Annotated in this window: 11 protein-coding genes and 1 pseudogene; 1 reads left to right on the forward strand and 11 read right to left on the reverse strand. The window is 41.7% G+C overall.

What is annotated here, in order from left to right; genetic code table 11:
* Nucleotides 1-12: 12 nt before the first annotated feature.
* From C511_RS0100290 to C511_RS18495, 5 genes and pseudogenes are all read right to left on the reverse strand, one after another.
* Nucleotides 13-2,073 carry an acetate--CoA ligase family protein gene (locus C511_RS0100290; protein ID WP_024996039.1) on the reverse strand — a complete coding sequence of 687 codons (2,061 nt, stop codon included), beginning with the start codon at nucleotides 2,071-2,073 and terminating at the stop codon, nucleotides 13-15.
* A gap of 17 nt (nucleotides 2,074-2,090) precedes the next feature.
* Nucleotides 2,091-6,347, reverse strand: a complete 4,257-nt coding sequence (locus C511_RS0100295) for a hybrid sensor histidine kinase/response regulator (protein WP_027317625.1) — start codon at nucleotides 6,345-6,347, stop codon at nucleotides 2,091-2,093.
* Nucleotides 6,348-6,453: 106 nt separating this feature from the next.
* Nucleotides 6,454-6,768: an L-rhamnose mutarotase gene (gene rhaM / locus C511_RS0100300; protein WP_024996038.1), complete on the reverse strand. Its 315-nt coding sequence runs from the start codon at nucleotides 6,766-6,768 to the stop codon at nucleotides 6,454-6,456.
* A 54-nt stretch (nucleotides 6,769-6,822) separates the two neighbouring features.
* On the reverse strand, nucleotides 6,823-8,187 hold the full coding sequence (locus C511_RS18210) for a glycoside hydrolase family 88/105 protein (protein ID WP_034783137.1): 1,365 nt from the start codon (nucleotides 8,185-8,187) through the stop codon (nucleotides 6,823-6,825).
* 3 nt (nucleotides 8,188-8,190) lie between these two features.
* Nucleotides 8,191-9,999: pseudogene (locus tag C511_RS18495) on the reverse strand (rhamnogalacturonan lyase); the annotation flags it as partial.
* Nucleotides 10,000-10,199: 200 nt separating this feature from the next.
* Here C511_RS18495 and C511_RS0100310 point away from each other — a divergent pair.
* A complete protein-coding gene (locus tag C511_RS0100310) occupies nucleotides 10,200-11,498 on the forward strand; it encodes a rhamnogalacturonidase (RefSeq protein WP_024996037.1) in 1,299 nt (432 codons plus the stop codon).
* Nucleotides 11,499-11,571: 73 nt separating this feature from the next.
* Here the strand turns inward: C511_RS0100310 and C511_RS18045 are convergent, their stop codons facing one another.
* The 6 genes from C511_RS18045 to C511_RS0100345 all read right to left on the reverse strand — a co-directional run bounded on the left by C511_RS18045 (nucleotide 11,572) and on the right by C511_RS0100345 (nucleotide 23,161).
* The gene (locus tag C511_RS18045; protein ID WP_024996036.1) at nucleotides 11,572-12,900 is read right to left on the reverse strand and encodes a DUF459 domain-containing protein; all 1,329 of its coding nucleotides are present in this window, start codon (nucleotides 12,898-12,900) and stop codon (nucleotides 11,572-11,574) included.
* Between the two features lie 84 nt (nucleotides 12,901-12,984).
* Nucleotides 12,985-15,054, reverse strand: coding sequence for a rhamnogalacturonan lyase family protein (locus C511_RS0100325; protein ID WP_024996035.1), 2,070 nt, complete (start codon nucleotides 15,052-15,054; stop codon nucleotides 12,985-12,987).
* Nucleotides 15,055-15,087: 33 nt separating this feature from the next.
* Nucleotides 15,088-16,482, reverse strand: coding sequence for a sulfatase-like hydrolase/transferase (locus C511_RS0100330; protein WP_024996034.1), 1,395 nt, complete (start codon nucleotides 16,480-16,482; stop codon nucleotides 15,088-15,090).
* Nucleotides 16,483-16,560: 78 nt separating this feature from the next.
* Nucleotides 16,561-18,267 carry a RagB/SusD family nutrient uptake outer membrane protein gene (locus C511_RS0100335; RefSeq protein WP_027317626.1) on the reverse strand — a complete coding sequence of 569 codons (1,707 nt, stop codon included), beginning with the start codon at nucleotides 18,265-18,267 and terminating at the stop codon, nucleotides 16,561-16,563.
* A gap of 29 nt (nucleotides 18,268-18,296) precedes the next feature.
* On the reverse strand, nucleotides 18,297-21,152 hold the full coding sequence (locus tag C511_RS0100340) for a SusC/RagA family TonB-linked outer membrane protein (protein WP_027317627.1): 2,856 nt from the start codon (nucleotides 21,150-21,152) through the stop codon (nucleotides 18,297-18,299).
* Between the two features lie 38 nt (nucleotides 21,153-21,190).
* Nucleotides 21,191-23,161: a RagB/SusD family nutrient uptake outer membrane protein gene (locus tag C511_RS0100345; protein WP_027317628.1), complete on the reverse strand. Its 1,971-nt coding sequence runs from the start codon at nucleotides 23,159-23,161 to the stop codon at nucleotides 21,191-21,193.
* Between the last annotated feature and the right edge of the window lies 1 nt (nucleotide 23,162).

The raw sequence follows: 23,162 nt of genomic DNA on the forward strand, positions 1-23,162 counted from the left end.
GCACGTTTTTATTTATTTTTTTATCCGTATACGGGCATCAACAGCAATAACCGACTTTTCCGTGGCCAACAAAGGGTTGATATCCATTTCTTTAATCTCGGTAGCGAAACGTAACAAGGTAGAAAGGCGGACAATGATTTCGGCAAACTTGTCTTCGTTCACTCCTTTTTGTCCGCGTGTGCCTTGAATAATTTTATATGCCCGAAGCGAATGAATCATAGAGTATGCCTCTTCGTAAGATAACGGCGCCAGTCCGGACGACACATCCTTCAACACTTCCACAAAGATACCGCCCAGTCCGCAAAGCACCACATGGCCGAATTTCTCTTCGTATTTGGCTCCGATAAAAAGTTCAGTACCTTTCAACATGGGCTGCACCATCACGGCTGTCGCATCGGGAAGGCGCATCATTCGTTCAAACTCCAAAGCCAGGTGTTGTTCTCCTTTGATGTTAAGCGTAACACCGCCTACATCCGACTTATGCACCGGTCCCACTACTTTGGCCACCACCGGAAAACTTGTTCGGCGTGCAAATGCAAGCACTTCCTCTTTATTGCCGGACACAAATTCGTCGACCACAGAAATGCCTGCCGCATGCAAAAGTGCTTGTACAAAGTGAGGAGCAATGTAACCATCGTGGGGAATGGAATCAATAATCCGGCGGATAGCCGGTACGTCGACCCCATAAAGTTCCACCTTATTGCCCGCAGGACGGGGAGCATTCATGATCCGTGAAAGAGCCGTGCCTAGCGTTACTTCATCGGAGAAGTTTACGTGACCTTTCGCCAGGAACTGTTCCACTTCTTTTCCTGCCGTATGTATGGAAGGTAACACAGGGAACAGGGGTTTACGGCAATGTCTTATCTTTTGATGCAGCATTTCGTACATATCGAACATGGTAACCAGTCCGGGTGTTCCGAAAATAGCCATAATAGCATCAATGTTTTCAAATTCTTTTTCGCAATAATCAATGGCAATATCCAAGTGCTCCGGTGTGCCGGTGGCCAATACATCAATAGGATTGGCAATAGAAGCGCCGGGAAGTAGCTTTTCTTTCAACTCATCCAACTTCGGACCTTCCAGTTTCGGGACATTCAATCCGCCTTTACAAAGAGCATCTGTCAACATAACTCCGGGACCTCCGGCGTGGGTTACAATGGCGAAATTACGTCCTTTCAGTTCGGGAAGCGTAAAGACACAGCCTACTGTGGTGAGTTCTTCACGGGAGTAACACCGCACAATGCCTGCTTTTCTAAAAAGAGCTTCGACAGCGGAATCGGGACTGGCCATGGCTCCTGTATGCGAAGAGGCAGCGCGACTGCCGCTTTCGGAACTTCCTGCTTTAATGGCGGCAATGCGGCACCCCTTTTCTATTAACGAAGAAGCATGAAGCAACAAACGATCGGGGTCTTTGATGCTTTCCATGTAAAGGAGCTTGATGCGGGAATCTCTGTCTGAATCAAAGTTCTCATCCATATATTGCAACACATCTTCTACCCCTATCTGTTTGGCATTACCTACCGACCAAGCCGAGTTAAACTGCAACCCTTTTACCAAGGCAGACTCCATGATGAAGACCGCCGTAGCTCCCGAACTAGAAATAAGGTCTACTCCTTGGGGATTCAAATTCGGAATAGGTTGAGTGAAAACACTGTGGTGACAAGTGTTGAGCAAACCGATGCAGTTAGGCCCAATCAGTGAAGCACCGTACTGATTCACTGTTTCTAATATTTTATTTTCGAGTAAAGCGCCTTCGTGTGTCTCCTCGCCAAAGCCGGCAGAAAGAATGATGAATGCACGGGTTTCTTTCTGAGAAGCCAATATCTCAACCGCCTCGGGACATAAATTGGCCGGGATGGCCAGAACAGCCAGGTCGGTTGGTGGGACATCGGCTACTGATGCGAAACAAGCAACACCCAATACTTCTTTTTCTTTGGGGTTCACTGCGCGTAATTCTCCTTTGAAACTTCCTTCAATGAGGTTGCGCAGAATAGCCCCACCCGGTTTATGTACATTGTTCGAAGCACCGACAACTACGATACTCTTCGGACAGATCAATTGTTTTGTTATCATACTTCAACTTTTTGGTCTCAGGCTTTGCCCTTCTGGTAAACGGAAGGTGCAACGCCAAACTGTGATTTAAAACACTTACTGAAGTAAAAAGGATCATCAATCCCCACTTTATATGACACTTCGGCCACAGTGAATTTACCGCCTAATAGTAACTCAGCTGCCTTTTTCATGCGCATAATACGTATATATTCATTGGGAGAGTAGCCCGTAACTCCTTTCACCTTTTTATAAAAAACGGTGCGGCCTACATTCATCTGTGCGGCAAAATCATCAACTGAAAAGCGGGCATTAGCCAAGTTTTCTTCCAATACGCGGTGAAGTTCGTCCACAAATTCCTTGTCGCGCTCCGACGCATAAATAGCCGAGCGGACAATTCCCGGTTCTTCTGAGAACTTGGCTTTCAACTTCTCACGTTGCTCCAGCAATTTAATAATACGAGCCAACAGCAGTTTAATGCTAAATGGTTTGGACAGATACGCATCTGCTCCGCTCTCAATTCCTTCTAAATGATTTTCGGGAAGCGTAAGCGCTGTAAGCAAAATCACCGGAATGTGACTCGTGTCAAACTCAGACTTCAATTTGCGGGTTACTTCAAAGCCGTTCATGCCGGGCATCAGTACGTCGCACACTATCAGGCAAGGGTCCTCGCTGCTCGCCATCTCAAATCCCGTCACTCCGTTGTCGGCCGTTACAACTTGGAAATAAGCGCCCAGCTCCTCTTTCAGGTATTTGCGCACATCTACATCGTCTTCAATCACTAATATTTTTTGTTGGTTCAATGGCAACGTAGTCGATGCAACGGCTTCGGCAACTGCCTGCTCACCATCATCGGGTAAAACAGCCGTGTGCTGTTCACGCATCAAAGCATTATTGGGAATCAAGAAGTCTTTCTCCTCGTAAGAATCCGTCTTCAGGGGCAGACTGATCACAAACACCGAACCACCTCCTTCATTCTCTTCATACCAAATGCTACCCTTGTGCACTTGTACCAATTCATGAGTCAGATGAAGCCCTATGCCCACACTGTCTCCCGAGAAGTTGCTTTGCATAAACCGGTTAAACAGCTGATTCCGCTTCTCTTTCGGAATGCCGACTCCCGTATCACTTACTTTAATACGAAGTAGTCCGCTCTCTTCGTCAACCATCACATGCAACGTAACCTTGCCCCTTTGAGGAGTATATTTAAATGCATTCGACAAGAGGTTGTACACCATCTTATCCAGTTTTCCTTTGTCGACAAACATTTTGTATCGGCTCACCGAGGGCGCAAATTGAAAGTCCATGTTCTTCGACTCTGCCATATCTCCAAAGCTCAGAAATATCTCATAAATCATGGCAACCACATCTGTCTCTTCCAACGAAAGTGCCAACTTATCATTCTGCATCTTCCTGAATTCAAGTAGTTGGTCAATAAGCCTCAACAAGCGGTTGGTACTTTTTTGCATGGTTTGCAACGGATGCGCCAACTCTTTGGTATTCACATCCAGCCGTTGAACACGCTCCAACGCACCTTGAATAAGGGTAAGCGGGGTACGAAACTCATGCGAAATATTGGTAAAAAACACCAGCTTGTATTCAGTCAGCTGTTTTTCAATCTCTATTTTATTGTGCAAACGGTTGAAGTTACGAGCAATGCGGAAAGCAAAGTAGGCAATGGTAATCAGCAAAATAGCATAAATAAGAAAAGCCCATGCGGAAAGATAAAAAGGCGGATCAACCACTATGTGCAAAGTGGCTATATCTTCATCCCAGATACCCGAACTGTTGCACGCTTTCACCTGAAGTTCGTACTCGCCGTAAGGCAGCTGTTTATAAGCAGCAAAGTTCAGTGAAGAGGGTGCGCTCCAATCTTTATCATAATTCACCAAGCGATAGGAATATTTGGTTTGTCCGGCATCCGAATAATTGAAAGATGAAAATTCAACGACAAAGGAATTCTGGCTGTGACTCAGTCTTATCTCCTTAGAATAAGGCATGGAAACAGTCAACGGAGAGTCTTTATCACTAGGCATCATGTTAATACCGTTCACACTCAGGTTGGTAAACACCGGAGGGAACGAGGCATTACTGCGTTTCACAACGTTGGGATCAATAATAACAAAGCCGTGATTAGACCCAAAAAGTATGTTCCCGTTGCGACACACACAACTTGAATTCTCCGTATACACGTTTCCCTGCGAATAAGCAGAGAAGAAATAATTCTCAAATGTGCTCGATTCTGTTACAAACTTAGATACTCCATACTCCGTAGCCAACCATATATTTCCTTTTTTATCTTCTGCCATGGACTGTACCATGTCGTTCGACAGTCCGTCATGTGTTGAGTAGCACTTAAAGTTTAACGAACGATAATCACCTTTGACCTCACACATGCTGAAACCGGCACCGGCTGTACCGATCCACATACGACCTTTTGAACCCGGAAGGATACACCTTACTTCGTTACTCTTCAGCTTTCGGTTTACGTAATTATACAAATAATATTTCCCTGGATTTTGAATTAATAAATCGGGGTTAAACACATACACACCCTCACTGGTGCCCACCCACATCATTCCGTTCTTATCTTCGCAAATCACACGTATCTGCCGCTGTCCGTACGAACCGTTTAAGAAGTGTTTAAACCGATAACCCTTATCTGTTTTGATAGCCAAATCAAGTCCGCCGCCGAAAGTTCCTATCCACATACGGTCTTTTTTGTCCCTGTAGATACAGAATATATTGTCATTAGCCAAAGAAGAAGCATCACCATCCTGATGTTTGTACCACACATTGTCAATCATCAGTCCGTCGCCGCGGGTTCCCATCCATATCTTACCTTCGGCATCTTTGCGCATGGCATAAATGTTTGAGTGAAAATCTTTCTTCACGTATTTCAACTGAAAGTTTTCATCGTATAAATAGAGTCCACCTTTACGGGTACCCATCCAAATAGTCCCATCGTCGAGCCGCGAAACCATGCGGATCGTATTAGAGCGGTCGAGTAACGACTTGTCTTCGGGGAAATAACGGTAAGAGCCTTCATTGATAACCGATATGCGTGATATGCCCGAGAATTCGGAACTTACCCAAACCTCGCCCGAACGATCTTCGGTAATATTAAGCAGGTAATCAGAAGCAATGTGGCTGAGCCCACCCATACCTGCCGTGAAATGATTCAACTCATCTTTGGTCGTGTCATAAGCGTACAGTCCGTTGCCGTAAGTTGAAATCCAAATAATGTTACGGGAGTCATGCACCACGTGATACCTTTCAAAGTCGATGTATCCCATCTTCTCGGCAGGAATAAGACGGAACTCTTTTGTTGCCCCGTTTTCTGCCCGGATATACCAAACCCGACCACTGTGGTTGTAAACCCAAAAGTTGTTTTTATTATCGAGTAACACATTACCTAACTGAATGTCTTCACCGAAAAGTGCAGCGGCCGACTCCATCTTTTTGTTTTGTAAATGGAACGAGAAACAACCGGCCGAAGTCAGGATGATCCATTGGTTATTGAGTTGAAAAGTACCCGAAATTACTATACCGGGAATCATTCCATTAGCCAGAAGTTTAAGTCCTGCGCCATTTTTCTGAACAGTATACACCTTATTATCGGAAGTCAGGAAGTAAGGTTGTCCACCCGCATAAATCATTTGATAAAAAGCAATATCCCTATTCACGATTGTAGCACGATTACCCGTTACACGAGTCAGCCCTTTCTTGCTACCTATCCATAAAGTTCCCGGCTCTGCTTCATTTACAAATTGAACATCATCATCGGGTAATTTGCCGTTTGCCTTCGTAAAAGTCACCGAAGAAAAACCATTGTTGTAGGTAATATGCCTACAGCCGTTACCTTCATGCCACAGCCACACATCACCATTGCTTGCAAACATTCTTTTGGAGTACTGCTGTTTATATTCCCCGTTTCCGGTAAAGTCTACGAAACAAGCTCTTTTCAAGTCGTAGCAACTAAACTGCTCCGAGGAAAAAGAAATCCAAAGAAAGCCTTTATTATCTTCGGCCATATCGAAAACCCGCCTGTCTAATAAAGAGACCGTATTGAAAGAGGAGGAAGGATAAAAAGAAAGAAAAGAATTTCCGTCGTAACGACTTAGTCCGTTGAGTGTGCCCAACCACATAAAGCCCTTGCTGTCTTGTAACAAATATCGAACGGAATTATTGGGTAATCCATCGGCAATAGTCAATTGCTTAGATCGAATTTCAATAGATGCGGAAATAGTAGCCGCGAAAAGTGATAAGAAGAGAAGAGTTATCAGACTTTTTCTCATGTTCTCCAGGGTTTACAGATTACAATTACGAGGCAAAAATAGCAGAAAGTATGCTTATTCTTGCCTCGTAAGGGGAATTTTTCCGTAAACAAGCCCTAAAAACAGTCTACTCCATCCTAAAAACTTCTTTTAGCGGAATTGAGACGGGGGAATTATCGGGATTTGTCTCCATGATGTCTGCCATGTAAGCCCACCATTTTTGCACGATGGGGTTACTTCCCATGTCTTGCGAGGACTCTTCACCTTGTACCTTTTGACTGGCAAATAAGATATTAGTGTCTTTATCCCAATAGATGGAATAATCGCAAACTCCATTTTCCGACAAAAGTTTTTTCAGTTCCGGCCAGATGGCGTTGTGCCTTTTTTCGTATTCGGCTTCACAACCCGGTTTCAAGAACATTTTAAATGCTTCTCTTTTCATTGTGTTTTTCTTTTTGTTAAGTAATTTATTTAACTTGATAATATAATCTGGATCCTATTCGACCGGCACACTGAAAATCGGTTCGTTCGTGGTTTGCTCCGTATGATAATACTGAACGGCACTATCGTTCATTTTAGGATGCTGCGTTCTTAATAAGTTTATCATTTCGGCTCCTGCCCAGAGTACCGGACCATAACCGTGCGCAGCGTACACATTGACCGGACGGTAATAATAGAAAGCCGGATCGAATCCCATGCCTGTTCCCACACAAGTACCTTCCACTTCTCCTTTGGTGTTGATCTTTGTAGAAACAGCATGCCAGCCTAGCTGTACAACCGGGCCATACGCCAGCGCATCAATCCAACCTTTGTTGATGGCGTGAGCCAGGCAGTAAACATAAATAGCGGTAGCCGATGTCTCTTCATAAGAGTCATTGCGATCGAGCAGCTGATGCCAAAAACCATCGCCGCCCTGGCAGGCAGCCAGTCCGCGTATGTGTGCCTTGTATTGATTCATCACTTGTTCATAACCGGGGTGGTTAAGGGGCAATACATCCAATACTTCCGTCATGGTGAGTATCGCCCAGCCATTGGCTCTACCCCAGTGAAAGGCAGGATGATCACTCATCCCTTCAACCCAGCCGTGGCGATAGAGGCCCTTTTCGGGTACAAACATTCTTTTAGAGAATTGAAGAATTTGGCGAACAGCCTCATCGTAATACTTACTGTCTCCCGTTAACTTCCCCATTTGGGCAATAGCGGGAACAGACATAAACATGTCGTCGAGCCAAAGTGTGTTATGTTGTGGGCGGTTTCTTGCAAAAGTTCCATCGGAAAGGCGGTATTCCTTATTCATGATATAGTCCATGTAATTATCGATCATGGGACGAAGATTTAACTTTTCATCGGTAAGTTCTGCTTTAATCATAGCTGCACACATGGCACCCGCATCGTCTAGCGCATGTGGAGTTAGCATCTGTTTCATTTGTGCATCAATCACTCCGTAGTTACTCATCAACCGTTTAAAGTGGGGCACAATTTCAGTGAAGAAACGAAAACGGCTCAATGTATAGTCTTTGTAACGGGCATCACCCGTTGCATCACCGGCAGCCAACATCGCCGCATAGGTTACTCCCCATTCATAGCTGGCCAGTCGGAACAGTCCTCTTTCCAACGTAGCATCGCCATCCATTTCCTTGTAATCGGTTATCTGCTTACCCGTTTGTTTGTTAATGACTTTGGCCGGTGTTGACTCTTCTAAAAACTGCAATACGCGATCCATATCAGACTTAACCTCCTGAATAGAGAGTTCTCCGTAAGGCACTTTGTATTCAGGTGCTAATAAATGCAACGGAGAGTTCATGTCATTGGCTGCTTCTTTCTCTTTAAACTGATACCCGCGAAACAGCCCTTTCTTTATGTCGGGACCGAAATAAAATCCGGGTTGTGTGGGCTGGTTGTAAGCCACATTCTGTGTCGCTATGCTGATGCGGTAAACAGGATCTTCGAGGAAAGTATGGAACCGGTAATCGGTTGGCAAGGTTGACACGTAGAGGCGTAACGCCGAATTATCCTCTGTTCTGAGTAATACCTCCTCACGCCAGTCGCCCACCAAGTCGCCTTGAAGGCAAGGAGTCGATTTGGTTCCGTTGTTTGACATCGCTCCCTCGAAAATAACCAAAGGAGAACACTTTTTAGTTTTCCAGTCATACTTACTCACTACATTTTTATTCAGCATCTCACGAAGTAAATCACCGTCCCACCACACAGCCATATTAACCGGAAGCGTACGAATATCGGGATTTATGACCTCACCTTTGAAGTTACGGATACCGCCCGAAGCAAGAGACCACATCTCCACTCCCGGATTGGTTGGATCAATATCGGCTGCCATGGCACGTCCCACATCAATAGAGCTCTTCACTTGCCACAAGACTTTTCCAGTAGCTGCGTCACGGAAGGAAGATCCATCCCGTTTGTTCTCGTGACAATCCCATACTTGTAATTTAGGATTGGACGGATCAAACTGAGTAAGGTGCATAGCGTCGCCGTGTCCCATGCCTGTAGAATAAAGCCCTTTACCGTTATGATCAATGGCACACGAGCCATACATAATTTCATCACAACCATCTCCATCCACATCGCCCACGCGCAAATTGTGGTTTCCTTGGCCCGCGTAGTTACTCCATTCGGGTTGATTGCTGTCGAACACCCATCGTTGCTTAAGTTCCTTACCATTCCAGTCGAATGCAGCCAACACCGTTCTGGTGTAATATCCTCTGCACATTACAACACTGGGATGAACACCATCCAGGTAAGCGACACAAGCCAGATAACGATCGCTTCGGTTGGCATGATCATCGCCCCAACCCATCAAATCGCCTCTTTCAGGAACATAGTTTGTGGTATAAAGCGCCTCGCCAGTCGCCCCACTGAACACAGTAAGATACTCATTGCCCGTTAATATTCTACCGCTTTCTGCCCGATAATCGGCCGCAGCATCTCCTATAACCTTTCCTTTCCCATCAACGGTACCGTCTGATGTTTTCATTACCACTTCAGCACGATGATCACCGTCGAAGTCAAATACCATAAATTGTGTGTAATGTGCTCCCGCCCGTATGTTTCGTCCCAGGTTTATACGCCATAAATGTTTGCCGTCCAAACGATAACAGTCGAACAATACCGGACCTGTATAGCCGTTGTGAGCATTATCATGCGCATTGGAAGGATCCCACTTCAAAATAATTTCGTATTCGCCATCGCCATCAACGTCACCTATGCTTGCATCATTAGGTATATACGTATAGGTTTCTCCGGAAGGAGTAACCCCGCCTTGAGGACGATTCAGAGGAATATTCAGGTATCCTGCCGGTGCATTGGCGGACAACTTGTAACGTCCTTCGGGCAATGCCGTTTTAGTACTTTGAGAAATAGCTTTTATCGTGTAAACAGCCTCTGTAGTTTCTTCCCGATGATCATAAAAGCAAGTGCTTTCACTCACCGGTTTCTGATTAATTTTCTTGCCGTTGCGATAAACATTAAAAGAAACATCGAGCGGATCGGCCGACAGATAACGCCAGCTTATAAAAACCGTTTGAGCATCTTGTCGAAGCGCCACTACGCCTCTACCCAATTTTTCACGTTGCATTTTGCTGAAGTCGTAAGCCGGCTGTGCAAATCCAAGCCAGCAAACAAACAAAGCCAAAGTAGTTCCTATTAGTTTTTTCATTCTTATATATTATCAGTAAGATTAATTTGCTCAACAAAATTAGCCTTTTCAGTTGTACTTCTACCTATACGTCTGTACAATTGCATGTAAAAACGTGCAAGAGAAGGGTTGCAAGTTGGCTTAAAGATTATTTTTATCTACTTTTGGTCAACGTACCATTCAGTGAAAAACAATTATTTATATACTAATATCATTAAACCATGAGAATCCTTACATTATTGTTCACTACGCTTCTATGCGTTCAACTCTTCGGCCAAGAAAAATTCCCCGATGGTACACCGATACCCGAATGGTTTCGTAAAAATGAAACAGTCAGAATAGACGCATTAGGAAAAAAGTATGTTCTTACCGATTATCGTGTATTGAACGACAGTACCTTGCTTCAGACTGAGAAAATCCAAGCAGTTATCGATCTGGCTCATCAAAATGGTGGCGGAGTGGTAGTGGTTCCCAAAGGTACCTTTCTAAGCGGAGCACTCTTCTTTAAACCTCAAACACACCTTTACCTGGAAGAAGGAGGAGTTATTAAAGGAAGTGATGACATAAACAATTTTCCAATTCAAATGACCCGGATGGAGGGTCAGACATTGAAATATTTCACTGCATTAATCAATGCTGATAACTTGAAGGGATTTACCATATCGGGCAAAGGTACAATCAACGGTAACGGTTTACGTTATTGGAAATCATTCTGGTTACGCCGGGCTGTAAACCCAAAATGTACCAATATGGATGAACTGCGCCCCCGACTGGTTTACATTTCCAATTGCGACAATGTACAAATTGAAGGGGTACACTTAATGAATTCTCCATTTTGGACAACGCATTTATATAAAAGCAATCATGTAAAATTACTAAACCTGCGAATCACTTCACCCGAAGCACCGGTAAAGGCTCCTAGCACAGACGGCGTTGACATCGACGTATGCGCCAATGTGCTCATTAAGAACTGTTACATCTCAGTAAATGATGACGCTGTAGCATTAAAAGGTGGCAAAGGACCTTGGGCGGATAAAGATGAAAGCAACGGAGGCAATTATAACATCATCATCGAAGATTGCAATTATGGCTTCTGTCACAGCGCACTAACATTTGGTAGCGAATCAATATACGACCGTAACATTATTCTTCGTCGTTGCAAAGTGAACGAAGCGAATCGTTTGCTCTGGCTTAAGATGCGTCCTGATACACCACAAAAATATGAATACATTTTAGTGGAAGACATTACCGGCAATGCCAACCATTTCTTATACATCAAGCCTTGGACACAATTCTTCGACCTGAAGGATCGTAAGGATATTCCTCTTTCATATTCTGATCACCTAACTATGCGTAACATTGATTTTGAATGCGAAACATTCTTTAATGTCAGTCCATCCGATCAATATGTGCTTACAAACTTCACTTTTGAAAACTTAACGATCAAAGCCCGAAAAGGCGACTATGACGCCCACTTTATCAAGCCTTTTACATGTAAGAATGTGAAGATAAACAAATAACAAAAAAAGAGCTGTCTGATAGCGAAAGTACAGACAGCTCTTTTCTTTAAAGTTATACTAAACTCTGTGGTAATTAGAAGTCACCAGCCTGCTCTACCCAACGTTCAGCCATCTTTTGATGACCTGCAGGAGTCGGATGAATACCGTCCCACAACCAATATGTATCCGGTAATGCAGGATATTTATAATAAAGTTCATCAAATAACTGCTGATAATTAATAAATACTGCTCCGCAATCAGCCGCTATTTTTTCAACCACCTGACCTGCCTCCCGTATCAAACTATCACGTAGTGCAAAATCGGCCTTCGACTTCATGCCGCCCGAGTTAACAACAAAAGGAGAACAAAGAATCAGTTTTAAATGTGGGTTCTGCTTCAGTGAGGCATCAATCAACGCCTTGTAATTGTTTGCCCAGCGTTCAAAATCAAAAGTTTTCTCCTTACTGCTCATAAACTGATCAATATCATTTGTCCCAATTAGAACAGATAACACATCGGGCGATTCTTTCAAAACATCTACTTCCCAACGTCCCTTCAGGTCTTCCAGCTTATGCCCACTAATACCACGATTCAAAAAGCGATACTCTCTTTCGGGATATAGTCCCTGATAATGCGCTGCACAGAGATACATGTAACCACTCCCAAAAATATGGTTCTGATCCCAATGATTACGTTCTGACGAAGGTTTTGCTCCTCCACCACCCCAATTCCCGTCAGTAATAGAGTCACCTATAAAGAGGATACGACTACCAGTTTTTTTCTTTGTGATAGCCTTATAAACTTCATTGGCCAAGATAGCTGCACCTTCGGGATTAGGATGTATATCATCAGGAAATAACTCTTTTTTATTAGCCGTAGGCGAATGCAAATCAATCACTTCCAGACTTAATTTGCGAGCTACAGCATCAATCATAGGTATCACATCATGCACTATTATACTGTCATTTATACCCCATTTAATTGAATAAGCAGTGGCCGGGTAACACAGATACACTCGCGGATGAGAAGGAAGAGAGTGGAAAGCGTTTACCATCTGCTCCATATCAGATTGATACTCATTTTTATATTCCCAATTCTGAGGTTTGGTGTCATTCGTTCCCAGTTTTATGACCACTATATCGGGTTGATAATTCAGGGCATCTTGAAACTGCACTTCTTTCATATAGGGATGGTCACCCTTGTTTAAAAGCGTTCGAGCGCTGACACCAAAATTTTGTACCTCATAATCCTTGCCCAACATTCTTCCCAAAATACTGGGATAACTATGGTTGGCCCGATCTTTAATACCAGCCCCGAAAGTAATGCTATTGCCTATACAAGCAACTTTAATCTTCGTTTCCTGCGCCGATAGCCTCGTTAGGACAAACAATAAAAATAATAAAAGCGATAAAACCTTTTTCATAGTATAATAACTTTAGTGATTTTGCAAAAATACAAAAGAAGCAGATTAGCTTTACCTCATTATTAAATATTTTAATTCAGCGTACTATTCATTTAATGCTAGTCCCACATAATAGCCCAAATGAGTAGGTTGATTATAGCCGACATTCTGCATCGCTTGAGACATATCATAAGTGTGATCTTCCATCAAATGTACCAATCGGTGTTCAGTCGGATGGTTAGTTGAGAACAGATAGATTGAAGCATTATCTTTACTACGATAAATTACTTCTTCTCTATAATCTCCTAAAAAGTCTCCGTAATAGCAGGGATTCGATTTTGTTCCATTATTAGAAGAAACACCGCCGCCATAGTAAGATAAAGTAAGTACACGAGTCCAACTGGCACTAAGCTCTGGACACCAAGGAGCGGAAGGTTCATAACTCTGAATCATCACATCATCAAGCATTTGACGAGTTAAGACACCTGTCCAAAAAATCGCATTGTTATAGCTATTGCCTCCACCTTTATATGTTGGTAGCACGGTGCTAACCAAAGTTCCCGTTTCACAACTGTAAATTCCTGTCCCCAAAGATGACCAATATTCACAACCAGGGCTATCAGAAGCAATGTCAGCGACCAAACATCTGCCAACATCTCCATTCTTACCAGCACCATGTCCAAAAAGATGTTGACCTGTTGCGGCATCGAACATCTCACAAGCATATCCGTGACCTGTTCCTGTATAAGTATCCTCCTCCTCAAAACAAGCAACAACTTGTAAGCCACTACGATTAGGAGCAAATTTTCCGACATGCAAGGCATCACCGTGCCCATTGCCCGTACAATACAAAAGTTTACCTCCAGAACTTATCGCTGCAGATCCATATAATATTTCATCCTTATGATCACCATTTAAATCAGCCACACGAAAGCTATGAGATCCCATTGCCACACAAGCAATATTTCCGGTTTCTTTAGTATCAAATTTCCAACGAATATTCAAATTACCTCCTTTTAAATCAAGCGCCCATACCTGCCAATTCTTATATATTCCTCTAGTAATAATCAAACTAGGGTTTGCTTTACGAATGCCATTTTCCGGGATGGCGTCTAAATAGGCTACCCCTATAAAGAACCTATCCATTCTATTTCCATAATCATCTCCCCAATAATCGAACCAAAATTTTGCTCTTTCATAATTACTACCAGTTCCTCCTCGTGGAATATTATTTGTACGCGCCATCTCAGAACCATTAACTCCATTTACAACTGAGATATACTCTGGTCCATCAAATATCAAGCCAGTTGTAGAATATAATGATTTGCCCGAATACCAGCCTTTACCATCAGAATCTTTCTGTCGGTAATCATTTACTTTCCCTGTAACATCAGTAATTTGTTTTCCATCTCCGAAACGAGTACCTTCAGACGTACGGAAAGCAATCTCACACTTACCATCTCCATCAAAATCATAAACGACAAATGAGGTGTAATGAGAGCCTGACCGAATATTAATTCCCATATCAATCTGCCATAAAAACGTACCATCAAGTTCGTACGCTTCCAATAAAGTTGTACCATCATGCCAGCCACCCTGATTAGCTCCATCGTAAGGTTGTCTTTTTAGTATAATTTCCATTTCTCCGTCTCCATCGAGATCAGCGACTTGCGCATCGTTCGCTTCATACGTCAATGAAGCATCTGGAACATTTTTATTCAATAAAATAGCTCTATAAAATGTTTTGCCCATTTCCGGAGTAAAGTTATATTCACACAGCGTTTCTCGCTTTCCAGAGATAGTAACCCGATAAACCGTTGAAATATTAGGATTAATTTGTGAATCAGCCCAATTTGAGGAATTAAGTATTGGTTCTGTATTCAATTTTACTTCTGTTGATCCATCTTCACTCTTATATATGTCAAAAGCTATTCCGGCAGGATCTGTTGGTAATATTCTCCAACTAATAAGCGCATGTTTATAACCTGAAGTATGTCCTTTTGATGATCGTGCAATAGGATCATAACTAACCCACATTGCTCTACTTTTATTCACCGTAACAACAACTGGATCCGAGTCAGGTTTTAGTTCTTCGTGTGTTGTTATATTTTTATCAGAGCAGGAAGTAAACAAGTACATCCAAATTACAATTGCAAAATAAAAAAGGTTTTTCATAAATAATCTTTTAAAGTTTTTATTCAAGTAATTCTATTCATTCGGCAGAGGCCAGTTTGGTGAAGGAGTACGCATTTTATTCATTTCTTGTTCAAACTCCTTTACTATTTCAGGATGATCCTGAGCTAAATTCGTTGATTCTGTCATATCCTTGCTTATATGATAAAGCTCCAAAGGTGCGTCTTTCTTGACGGAGACAACCTTCCAGTCACCTCTTCTTGCCGCCCGTTGCTTTCCGGTAAACTCCCAATACAACAACCTATTATTCGTTTCAACCTGATGCCCATAGAATAAAGGAAGTATGTTCATTCCATTTATTTTTTGAGGAAGCTTATCCGTTGCCCGGGCTAAATTAGCCAATGTAGGCATCACATCCGGAAAATAAATCAGGTTATCAAGTTCCTGCACTTTTACCTTACCGGGTTGATTCACAATGAAGGGAACTCTAATGCCACCCTCGTACAGCTGTCCTTTCCTTCCTCTTAATGAACCGTTGCATTTGAGTTCTGCCAGAGGAGCTTGTACAGCTGCGCCATTGTCGGATGCAAAAACAATTAGCGTATTATCGCGTATTCCCAATTGCTCCAGTTCATTAATTAACCTGCCGATGGCTCTATCCATGTGTGTAATAAGTGAAGCGTAACGTTTGGTATTGCCTTCCCATGCTTTGTCATCATACCAGCTTGTCTCATCAATCACATAAGGTTCGTGAGGTGCATCATAGGCAAGATACAGAAAGAAAGGGTTTTCTTTATTCCGGCGAATAAAACGAATAGCATCTTCTGTAGATATATCAGTATTGTGCTTAATATGCTGATCATTTTTATTTTCCTCAATATTCTCCAATTGCGAATTATTGAAGCGCCAATAAGGATAATAATAAGGATCGTTCGAGTAAGGTGTACTTATCAACCACCCGTAAAACTCTTGAAAGCCTCTGTTTAGAGGAGTCGCTTCTGGGTTAAAGCCATCCAGATGCCATTTGTTCACTAAACAGGTTTTATATCCTGCCGCGCTAAGCACGGTAGCGATGGTAGTGTCATTGGGCAACAGATGCATTCTGCGAATCATATTTTGTCCCTTTAAACCTTCTATGCCACCTGCTTCACAAAAATTATCACGGATAGTTGTATTACCCGTATTCTTACCGGTCATCAATGCACATCGGGAAGGAGAGCTAATAGCTGAACCGGCATAGCACTGTGTAAAACGAGTTCCTGTCTGAGCCAACTTGTCAATATGGGGCGTTTCAATGTCTTTATTGCCATAGCATGATAAATCCCCATAACCCATGTCGTCTGCCAAAATAAAAATAATATTAGGACGCTCAGCTTCTTTCTTCTCATTTGCATCATGTGCCTCAGCATTTACAGAGGCAGAGCCTAATAATGTAAATGAAAAAGCGCTCCATATATAACTATGTTTCATATTATTACTTAGTGTTTATATAAAAAGGAGTTAAAACAGATTCATTTTAACTCCTTTTATTCATTTAAATAAATCTAACTACTCCCAGCCAGGGTTTTGAGTTAAATTGGGATTCTTCATTCTCTCTGATTGTGGAATTGGGAATAAGTACATCTTATCATCCCAGCTCCTGTTTACAATTTTACGAGTATAAGTAAACGTCCCATCATCGTTCTTTGTAATCTTCATTTGAACGATACTCTTCAGCTTATCACCTTCTTTCCATCTTCTAATATCCCAAAAGCGATGTCCTTCGAATGCAAGCTCTACCATGCGTTCATTTTCATATTTTTTCCAAAAGTCCTCACTACTAAGACCTGCTGATAGTAACGGCATTTTCACATCAGCACGATTACGAATCATATTTACCGCCTCACGGGCAGACAGAGGAAACTCTGGAGATGTAGCATCTGCCGAACCCAAATATTTGAATACAGCCTCCGCATAATTTAAATAAAATTCTCCTAAACGATAAGTGATCCAAGTGTGACGTTTGGTATTAGTTTTACCAGCTGTTAAGTTAACAGAAGCATCACAATATTTCTTCAAGTAATATCCTGTGGGCGTTGCTCCAGTAATAGGCTCACCATTGGCTCCTCCATAGTAAGTTTGTAGTGCCAGTGTATTATAAGTAGGCCATTTGGTATCACCATTTTTAGCAATAGTCAGTTCAAAACGAGGATCACGCCCTACGTATGGTTTGGTGGGATCATAACCGCTACCTGTTTCGTTCCACAATTTGCCTGTCGCTTTCATTTCATAAGCGTCAACTAAAGTTTGAGTAGGGCAATTTCCTGATTTTCCTCCTTCAACACCAATTGGAAAGTTATATCCTTCCAATGTATTTGTTGCATCCGGATACATTCTACGCATAAAGATCATTTCATCTTTTGTCCAGTTTGTTTCACCCCACAGCTCTGAATATTTAACAAGATATTTTTTATAAACTACGGCAGAGTCCAAGACTGCTTTATTTGCCAACGCAGCTTTTTTCCATAGTTCTTTAGAATCAGTTGTATTAAATAGGGGGCTGGCAGCATAAAGAGCTGCACGAGCTTTCAATGCTAAAACGGTTAATCGATTTGCTCTGGCTGTTTCAGGAGTACTCAATGCCAATGATCCCAATGCCGTATAGTCAGCAATAATTTTATTTGTTATATCATCACATTCCGTTTCAATAAATTTAAAAATATCTTCAGAAGAAGCACGAGTTAGTTTATTCACTTCCTGAGTAGTCGGTACATGAGTAACCAGAGGAACACCTCCATATTGACGTACCAGATTAAAATAGAAATAGGCTCTTAAAAACCTTGCTTCATGAGCATAGTTATTATAGCTATTCATTTTAGCATCATAATCTTGATTCAATTCCAACTCAGGGAAAGTCAGCCCTTGGAATCCATCAAGATAATGATTACACATTTGAATGGCGGCATAACTGTTTGTCCAAGTGCTTTCTTTGGCATTTGCAGGACTCCATGAACCATTGTAAAAATCACACACTGCGTTTGAATTGTATGCGTATTCGGCCTCATCACAAGCAGATGCTAGCATTCCTCCTGAGTAGCTTTGGCCAAAATCATAATCTAATTTGGTATAAATGTTCGTTATCAGCCCACTAACATTATCATAGGAAAGTTCCATATAATCTTTGCCATAATTTGTGTATTCGCGATAATCCATTTTATCACAAGAGGCTACTGTTAACACACAAACGGCACAGCTAATTATCGTTTTAAATTTCATAATTCATTCAAATTAATTTGTTCTACAAATTAAAACTCCACGGCCAGTCCAGCCAACACACTTCTTGTTAAAGGGCTAGTAGCTCCATAAGATTCAGGATCGGCAATTTTTATATGATCAAAGCAAAGTAAATCAGTACCTCTCACATATACTTTTGCACCTTTCATAATCTTTGTCTTACTCAACAATGACGCTGGCAAATTATAATAAAGTTCAACCGTACGTAGTTTCAGAAAAGAACGATCTTCTACCCAAACACTGTTATTTTGGTAGTTATTCTCGTTGCTCTGAGATGTCAGACGAGGATATTTTGCATTCATATTATTCTCCGTCCATCTGTTATCATAATAATGCTGAGAAATAGTTGTATTATTAATCAAGGGCCAATAGACACTTTTTGTGTTCAGGATAGCAGAATAATTACCTGTTCCTTGGAACAAAGCGTTAAAGCCAACACCTTTCCACTCAGCGCCCAATCGGAATGAATAATAAATTTCAGGAACCACATTACTGTAAGCTAAATCACATTTATCATTTTCATCAATCTTTTGGTCTCCATTAATATCTTGGTATTTAATATCTCCGGGCTTAACCGTTCCAAACTGTTGAACCGGACTGGCATCAATATCGGCCTGATCTTTAAAGAAACCAATAGCTTTCAATCCATAAATTTGATTTAGAGCGTTACCCGTTTGCTTCAAGTTTGAATAGAGACGAGGTTCCTCCATCATTTCTATTACCTTGTTTTTGTTATATGTAAAATTTGCACCTATATTAAAAGCTACTTCACCAATATTTTTAGTATAATCGGCACCCACTTCAACTCCCCAGCTATCAACAACTCCTCCATTTTCAAAAGGAGCAGTAAACCCTAATACAGAAGAATATTGTCCACTTGAAGATACCCAAATATCACTACGACGTTGGTAATAGCCATCAATCATCAGATTTAATCCATTAAAGAGGGTGGCATCAACACCAAAGTTATATTTATAGGCCTTTTCATGCGTAGAATTTAATGAGGCCAAACGGCCTAGAGTCCAACTGCTTGTTCCTACAGAATAACCGGTATCAAAGGGGTAGTATGATCCTCCTGTATAAACTTGTTCCCAATAACCTTCCTGTTCTGTATCATCGCTAATAGGAAGTTTGTCAACATTGATAATACCAAATGATGCCCTAACTTTCAAGAAATCAATGAAAGAAATATCCTTCATAAAATCTTCCTTGCTCATTACCCATGCCGCAGATATGGTGGGAGAGTAAGCCCATTTATGTCCGGGAGCCAATTTATTGGACTGCGAAGCAACCAAAGTCACGTCAGCATAATAACGAGCTTTGTATCCATAATGGGCATACAAAGATGCATTCTGACGATACCAAGTGTGATTTAATCCTTTGGTGTTTCTATATTCGTAATCCCACTTCAGTTGAGAGTAAAGACTGTGATCACCAAAATTATTTGTGTAATCCACGCTACCGGCCAAATTAAGAGCTCTATTCCATCCAATGATGTTAGATTCTGTTCCCATACCCGTATCTGCTCCACCTTTATAGTATTGAGTAGTAGTGGGTTCACCGTTCGCCCAACCTGTTACCGCATTACTGCCATAGACAAAAGTTTTTGAATGATTTTCCCAATAATTGGAAATATTATCATAAGCCATAAGAACATGTGCTCTCAAGCCTGGAGTAATAGAAGATAAATCTTGAGACAGTTTCATATCAGCAAACAAAGAATAGTTATGCCCTTTTGAGTAAGCAGCAGCTTGCGACATCGCTACCGGATTACTAGTTCCGGGCCAGATAGAGCTACCGCCCCATGTTCCATCTTCTAATCTAGCAGGTATTGCCGCTGAAGGTAAGGAATAGATCATATTCCATAAGTCTGTATTTTTTTTCGAATCGCTATCCTCGTTATGCCCAGGAACTCTTGATTCGCTTAAAGTACCCAACAGATTAACAATCAGCTTCGTTTTAGGGGTCAAATCAATATCCAAATTTGTTCTCAAATTAGCTTTTGAGTACATATCTTGGGTAGAGTATCCATCATTCATATTAGGATTAGCAATAAAACCGCTGTTATTAGTGAGATTTGCCAAAGCATAGTAACGGAATTTACTACCTCCCCCACGAAAGCTTACATTGTAGATGTTAGAAGCGCCGGTATCTTTAAAAGTCTCCTTTACCCAATCAACATTAGGATACAGATAAGGATATTTACCTGAACGAAAGGCGTTTAATTCATCATCAGAATAACGAATAGCCTGTCCATCATTCTTCAAAGCCTCATTTATTGCACTCCCATACGTGTATGCGTCAGCAAATTTGGGGCGTCTGGCTTGCCAGTTGATTACATGATCATAAGAAACATTTATTTCTTTTGAATTGTATTTTCCACGTTTTGTAACTACATGCAAAACACCATTGATACCTTTGTAACCATACAGAGCAACTGCTGCCGCATCTTTCAATATAGTAACTGATTCAACCTCCTCAGGGGTAATAAAATCAAGGTCACGTTCAATACCATCAACCAAAATAAGAGGAGTGCTACCCGACAAGCTTTGAAGGCCTCTAATATACAATGCCGAACTTTGCTTGGTGTATGAACCCGACTCTTGCAAAGCAGTAAGCCCCAAGCCTTGGCCATACAGAGAAGTGGTCACGTTTTTGGCCCCTCTTTTATTAATCTGATCTCCATAAATGATGGAAGCAGATGAAGTTGATTCTTCTAATCTTTGGGTACTATTATAACCAACGTGAACAGGTTGATTGGAAAAAGATGTTGATTTCCCCAAAATACTATCATTAGCTTCCTGTGCAAATCCTTGCAAACTAACAACAGCAAGAAATGCTGGAATAATTATATTCTTTTTTTTCATAATAACTTTCAATTTACAAATTGAATACAGTTTTCTCATCACCATCCGGGATTTTGTATCAACCCGTATCCTTTATTTACTTCTGTCTGAGGGAATGGTGACAGATACCACTTCGGATCAAATCCGTTGGTCCACCAATAACGTGTTGGAGCTGAAATTTCAAATCTTTCGTATTCAAACGTAGTAGGCATTTCAACACCATTTTTCCTATCTCCATTATACCAAGCTGTTTTAACTCTGTTGCCAGATGCATCCAAACGGTAAATGCGAAGTCCATGCAATTGCTTTTCAAAACGATCCTTCATTTTATAGCGAATCATATCAAAGAAACGACAGTCCTCCATGCCTAATTCACAAACACGCTCCCGAAGTATTTCCTGAAGTAATGCACTCTTATCTGACTTCAAATTCTTGGTAGGGTTGCATTCTGCAAGCCCACCTAAGCCAACACGCGAACGTACAACATCTACTTGTTTGATTGCACCAGCCAAATCACCAGTCTGCAAAAGAGCTTCAGCATAAGTAAGATACATTTCCGAGAGTCTCAGATAAGGCCATTCCGTATATTGACGGAGCATATCATCTCCCATCAGGAACTTAATAGGTGCATAACCTGTTCCATAAGCGCCCGATTGAGTTTCAGGTCTCAACTGAGCATCTGTACCGCCAACCCACATTTCAAAACTTTGACCACTCATGTTACCAGTTGTCCAATCGAGTGTTTTCTGTTGTCCATTAACAATGGCTTCTTCATACAAACGAGGGTCGCGAGTAAGTGTTATGTTTCCTTTTGCAACGGTACCAGTAAGAAACATTTGGTCCAATTTGCCATCAGCTGCCGTTTTATCCCAATCAAAAGGAGTACCATCAGCCCACGGGAACATTTCAACATATTCCTGAGTTGGACAATAAGAAGTTCGCTGCACACTCATCAAAGGATCACTCCATTGGTGCCAGCTATAATAACCCGATTTGAAAGCATCAGTAGTTGTGACACTAACTCTCAATAAAATCTCGCTACTACCCATAGTCGCATACCCTTTACGATATGCCAATCTGTAATCTTGCGGACGAACTCCCGTAGCCTGAACTAACTCATAGTGCCCATTCTTGTTCAGTTCAGTAAAGAATTCAGCACATGCATCTTTACAGCGCGTCCAAAGCTCAGGCTTATAAGCACCATACCACACTGCCGGATTATTGGTTCCATCTGTATGATAGGGTTCTGTATCATTAAAAAGTGGAGAAGCAGCAAACAGTAATATTCTACATTTCAGAGCCATTGCTGCTGCCTTGGTCCAGTGACCTTCTTCATTAGATGCTTCACTCTCATCTACATTCCAAGGTAAAGAAGCTGCTGCTTCATCAAGTAAACCTACCATAAAATTAACAGTTTCCTCCACGCTTCCTCGCGGCATATCGTAAGAAGCATCTGTCCCACTGAAAGAAGCTTTAATAATAGGTATTCCACCGTAATGCCTGAACGTATCAAAATAGCGGGCTGCAATGATACATTTTGCTTCAGCTTTAATTGATAGTTTTTCTTCGTTGCTTAATCCGGGAACGCCGTCAACGTTCTCTATCAATAACCATCCTGCACGAACTGCCTGCCAAACTCTATTGGTTATATAATGCCATTTGTCGGCAAGACGACCATAACCTGCTGTGTGAGAACCTGAATAATAACGGTTATACATAGCTGAACCCGACCAATTGGCATGCCAACAATCAGATAAGACTTCACATTTTCCCACATAAGGGTTATTTGCTTCCGGAAAATCTCCCGAACCATTATAATAAGGTAGTCCATAATATTGGTAAGAATACAAACTCGTTAAGAATTGACGAGTATATTCTGCATTATTGAAGACAGTATCTTTTGTTACGCTACCTCCGGGAGCTTTCTCAAGGAAAGCATCACCAAATTTCACATCATCCACGCATGAAAACAAAGCGCTTATTGACATGCAGGTAGCCATTACGAGTATCGATTTATTTCTTATTTTCATC

Origin of the sequence: Bacteroides graminisolvens DSM 19988 = JCM 15093 (genome assembly GCF_000428125.1) — a bacterium.
GTDB lineage: Bacteria > Bacteroidota > Bacteroidia > Bacteroidales > Bacteroidaceae > Bacteroides > Bacteroides graminisolvens.

Bases quoted from the DNA above. Each gene is read 5' to 3' on its own strand.
- C511_RS0100290 (WP_024996039.1), bottom strand. From the start codon at position 2,073: ATGATAACAAAACAATTGATCTGTCCGAAGAGTATCGTAGTTGTCGGT.
- C511_RS0100295 (WP_027317625.1), bottom strand. From the start codon at position 6,347: ATGAGAAAAAGTCTGATAACTCTTCTCTTCTTATCACTTTTCGCGGCT.
- rhaM (WP_024996038.1), bottom strand. From the start codon at position 6,768: ATGAAAAGAGAAGCATTTAAAATGTTCTTGAAACCGGGTTGTGAAGCC.
- C511_RS0100310 (WP_024996037.1), top strand. From the start codon at position 10,200: ATGAGAATCCTTACATTATTGTTCACTACGCTTCTATGCGTTCAACTC.
- C511_RS18045 (WP_024996036.1), bottom strand. From the start codon at position 12,900: ATGAAAAAGGTTTTATCGCTTTTATTATTTTTATTGTTTGTCCTAACG.
- C511_RS0100325 (WP_024996035.1), bottom strand. From the start codon at position 15,054: ATGAAAAACCTTTTTTATTTTGCAATTGTAATTTGGATGTACTTGTTT.
- C511_RS0100330 (WP_024996034.1), bottom strand. From the start codon at position 16,482: ATGAAACATAGTTATATATGGAGCGCTTTTTCATTTACATTATTAGGC.
- C511_RS0100335 (WP_027317626.1), bottom strand. From the start codon at position 18,267: ATGAAATTTAAAACGATAATTAGCTGTGCCGTTTGTGTGTTAACAGTA.
- C511_RS0100340 (WP_027317627.1), bottom strand. From the start codon at position 21,152: ATGAAAAAAAAGAATATAATTATTCCAGCATTTCTTGCTGTTGTTAGT.
- C511_RS0100345 (WP_027317628.1), bottom strand. From the start codon at position 23,161: ATGAAAATAAGAAATAAATCGATACTCGTAATGGCTACCTGCATGTCA.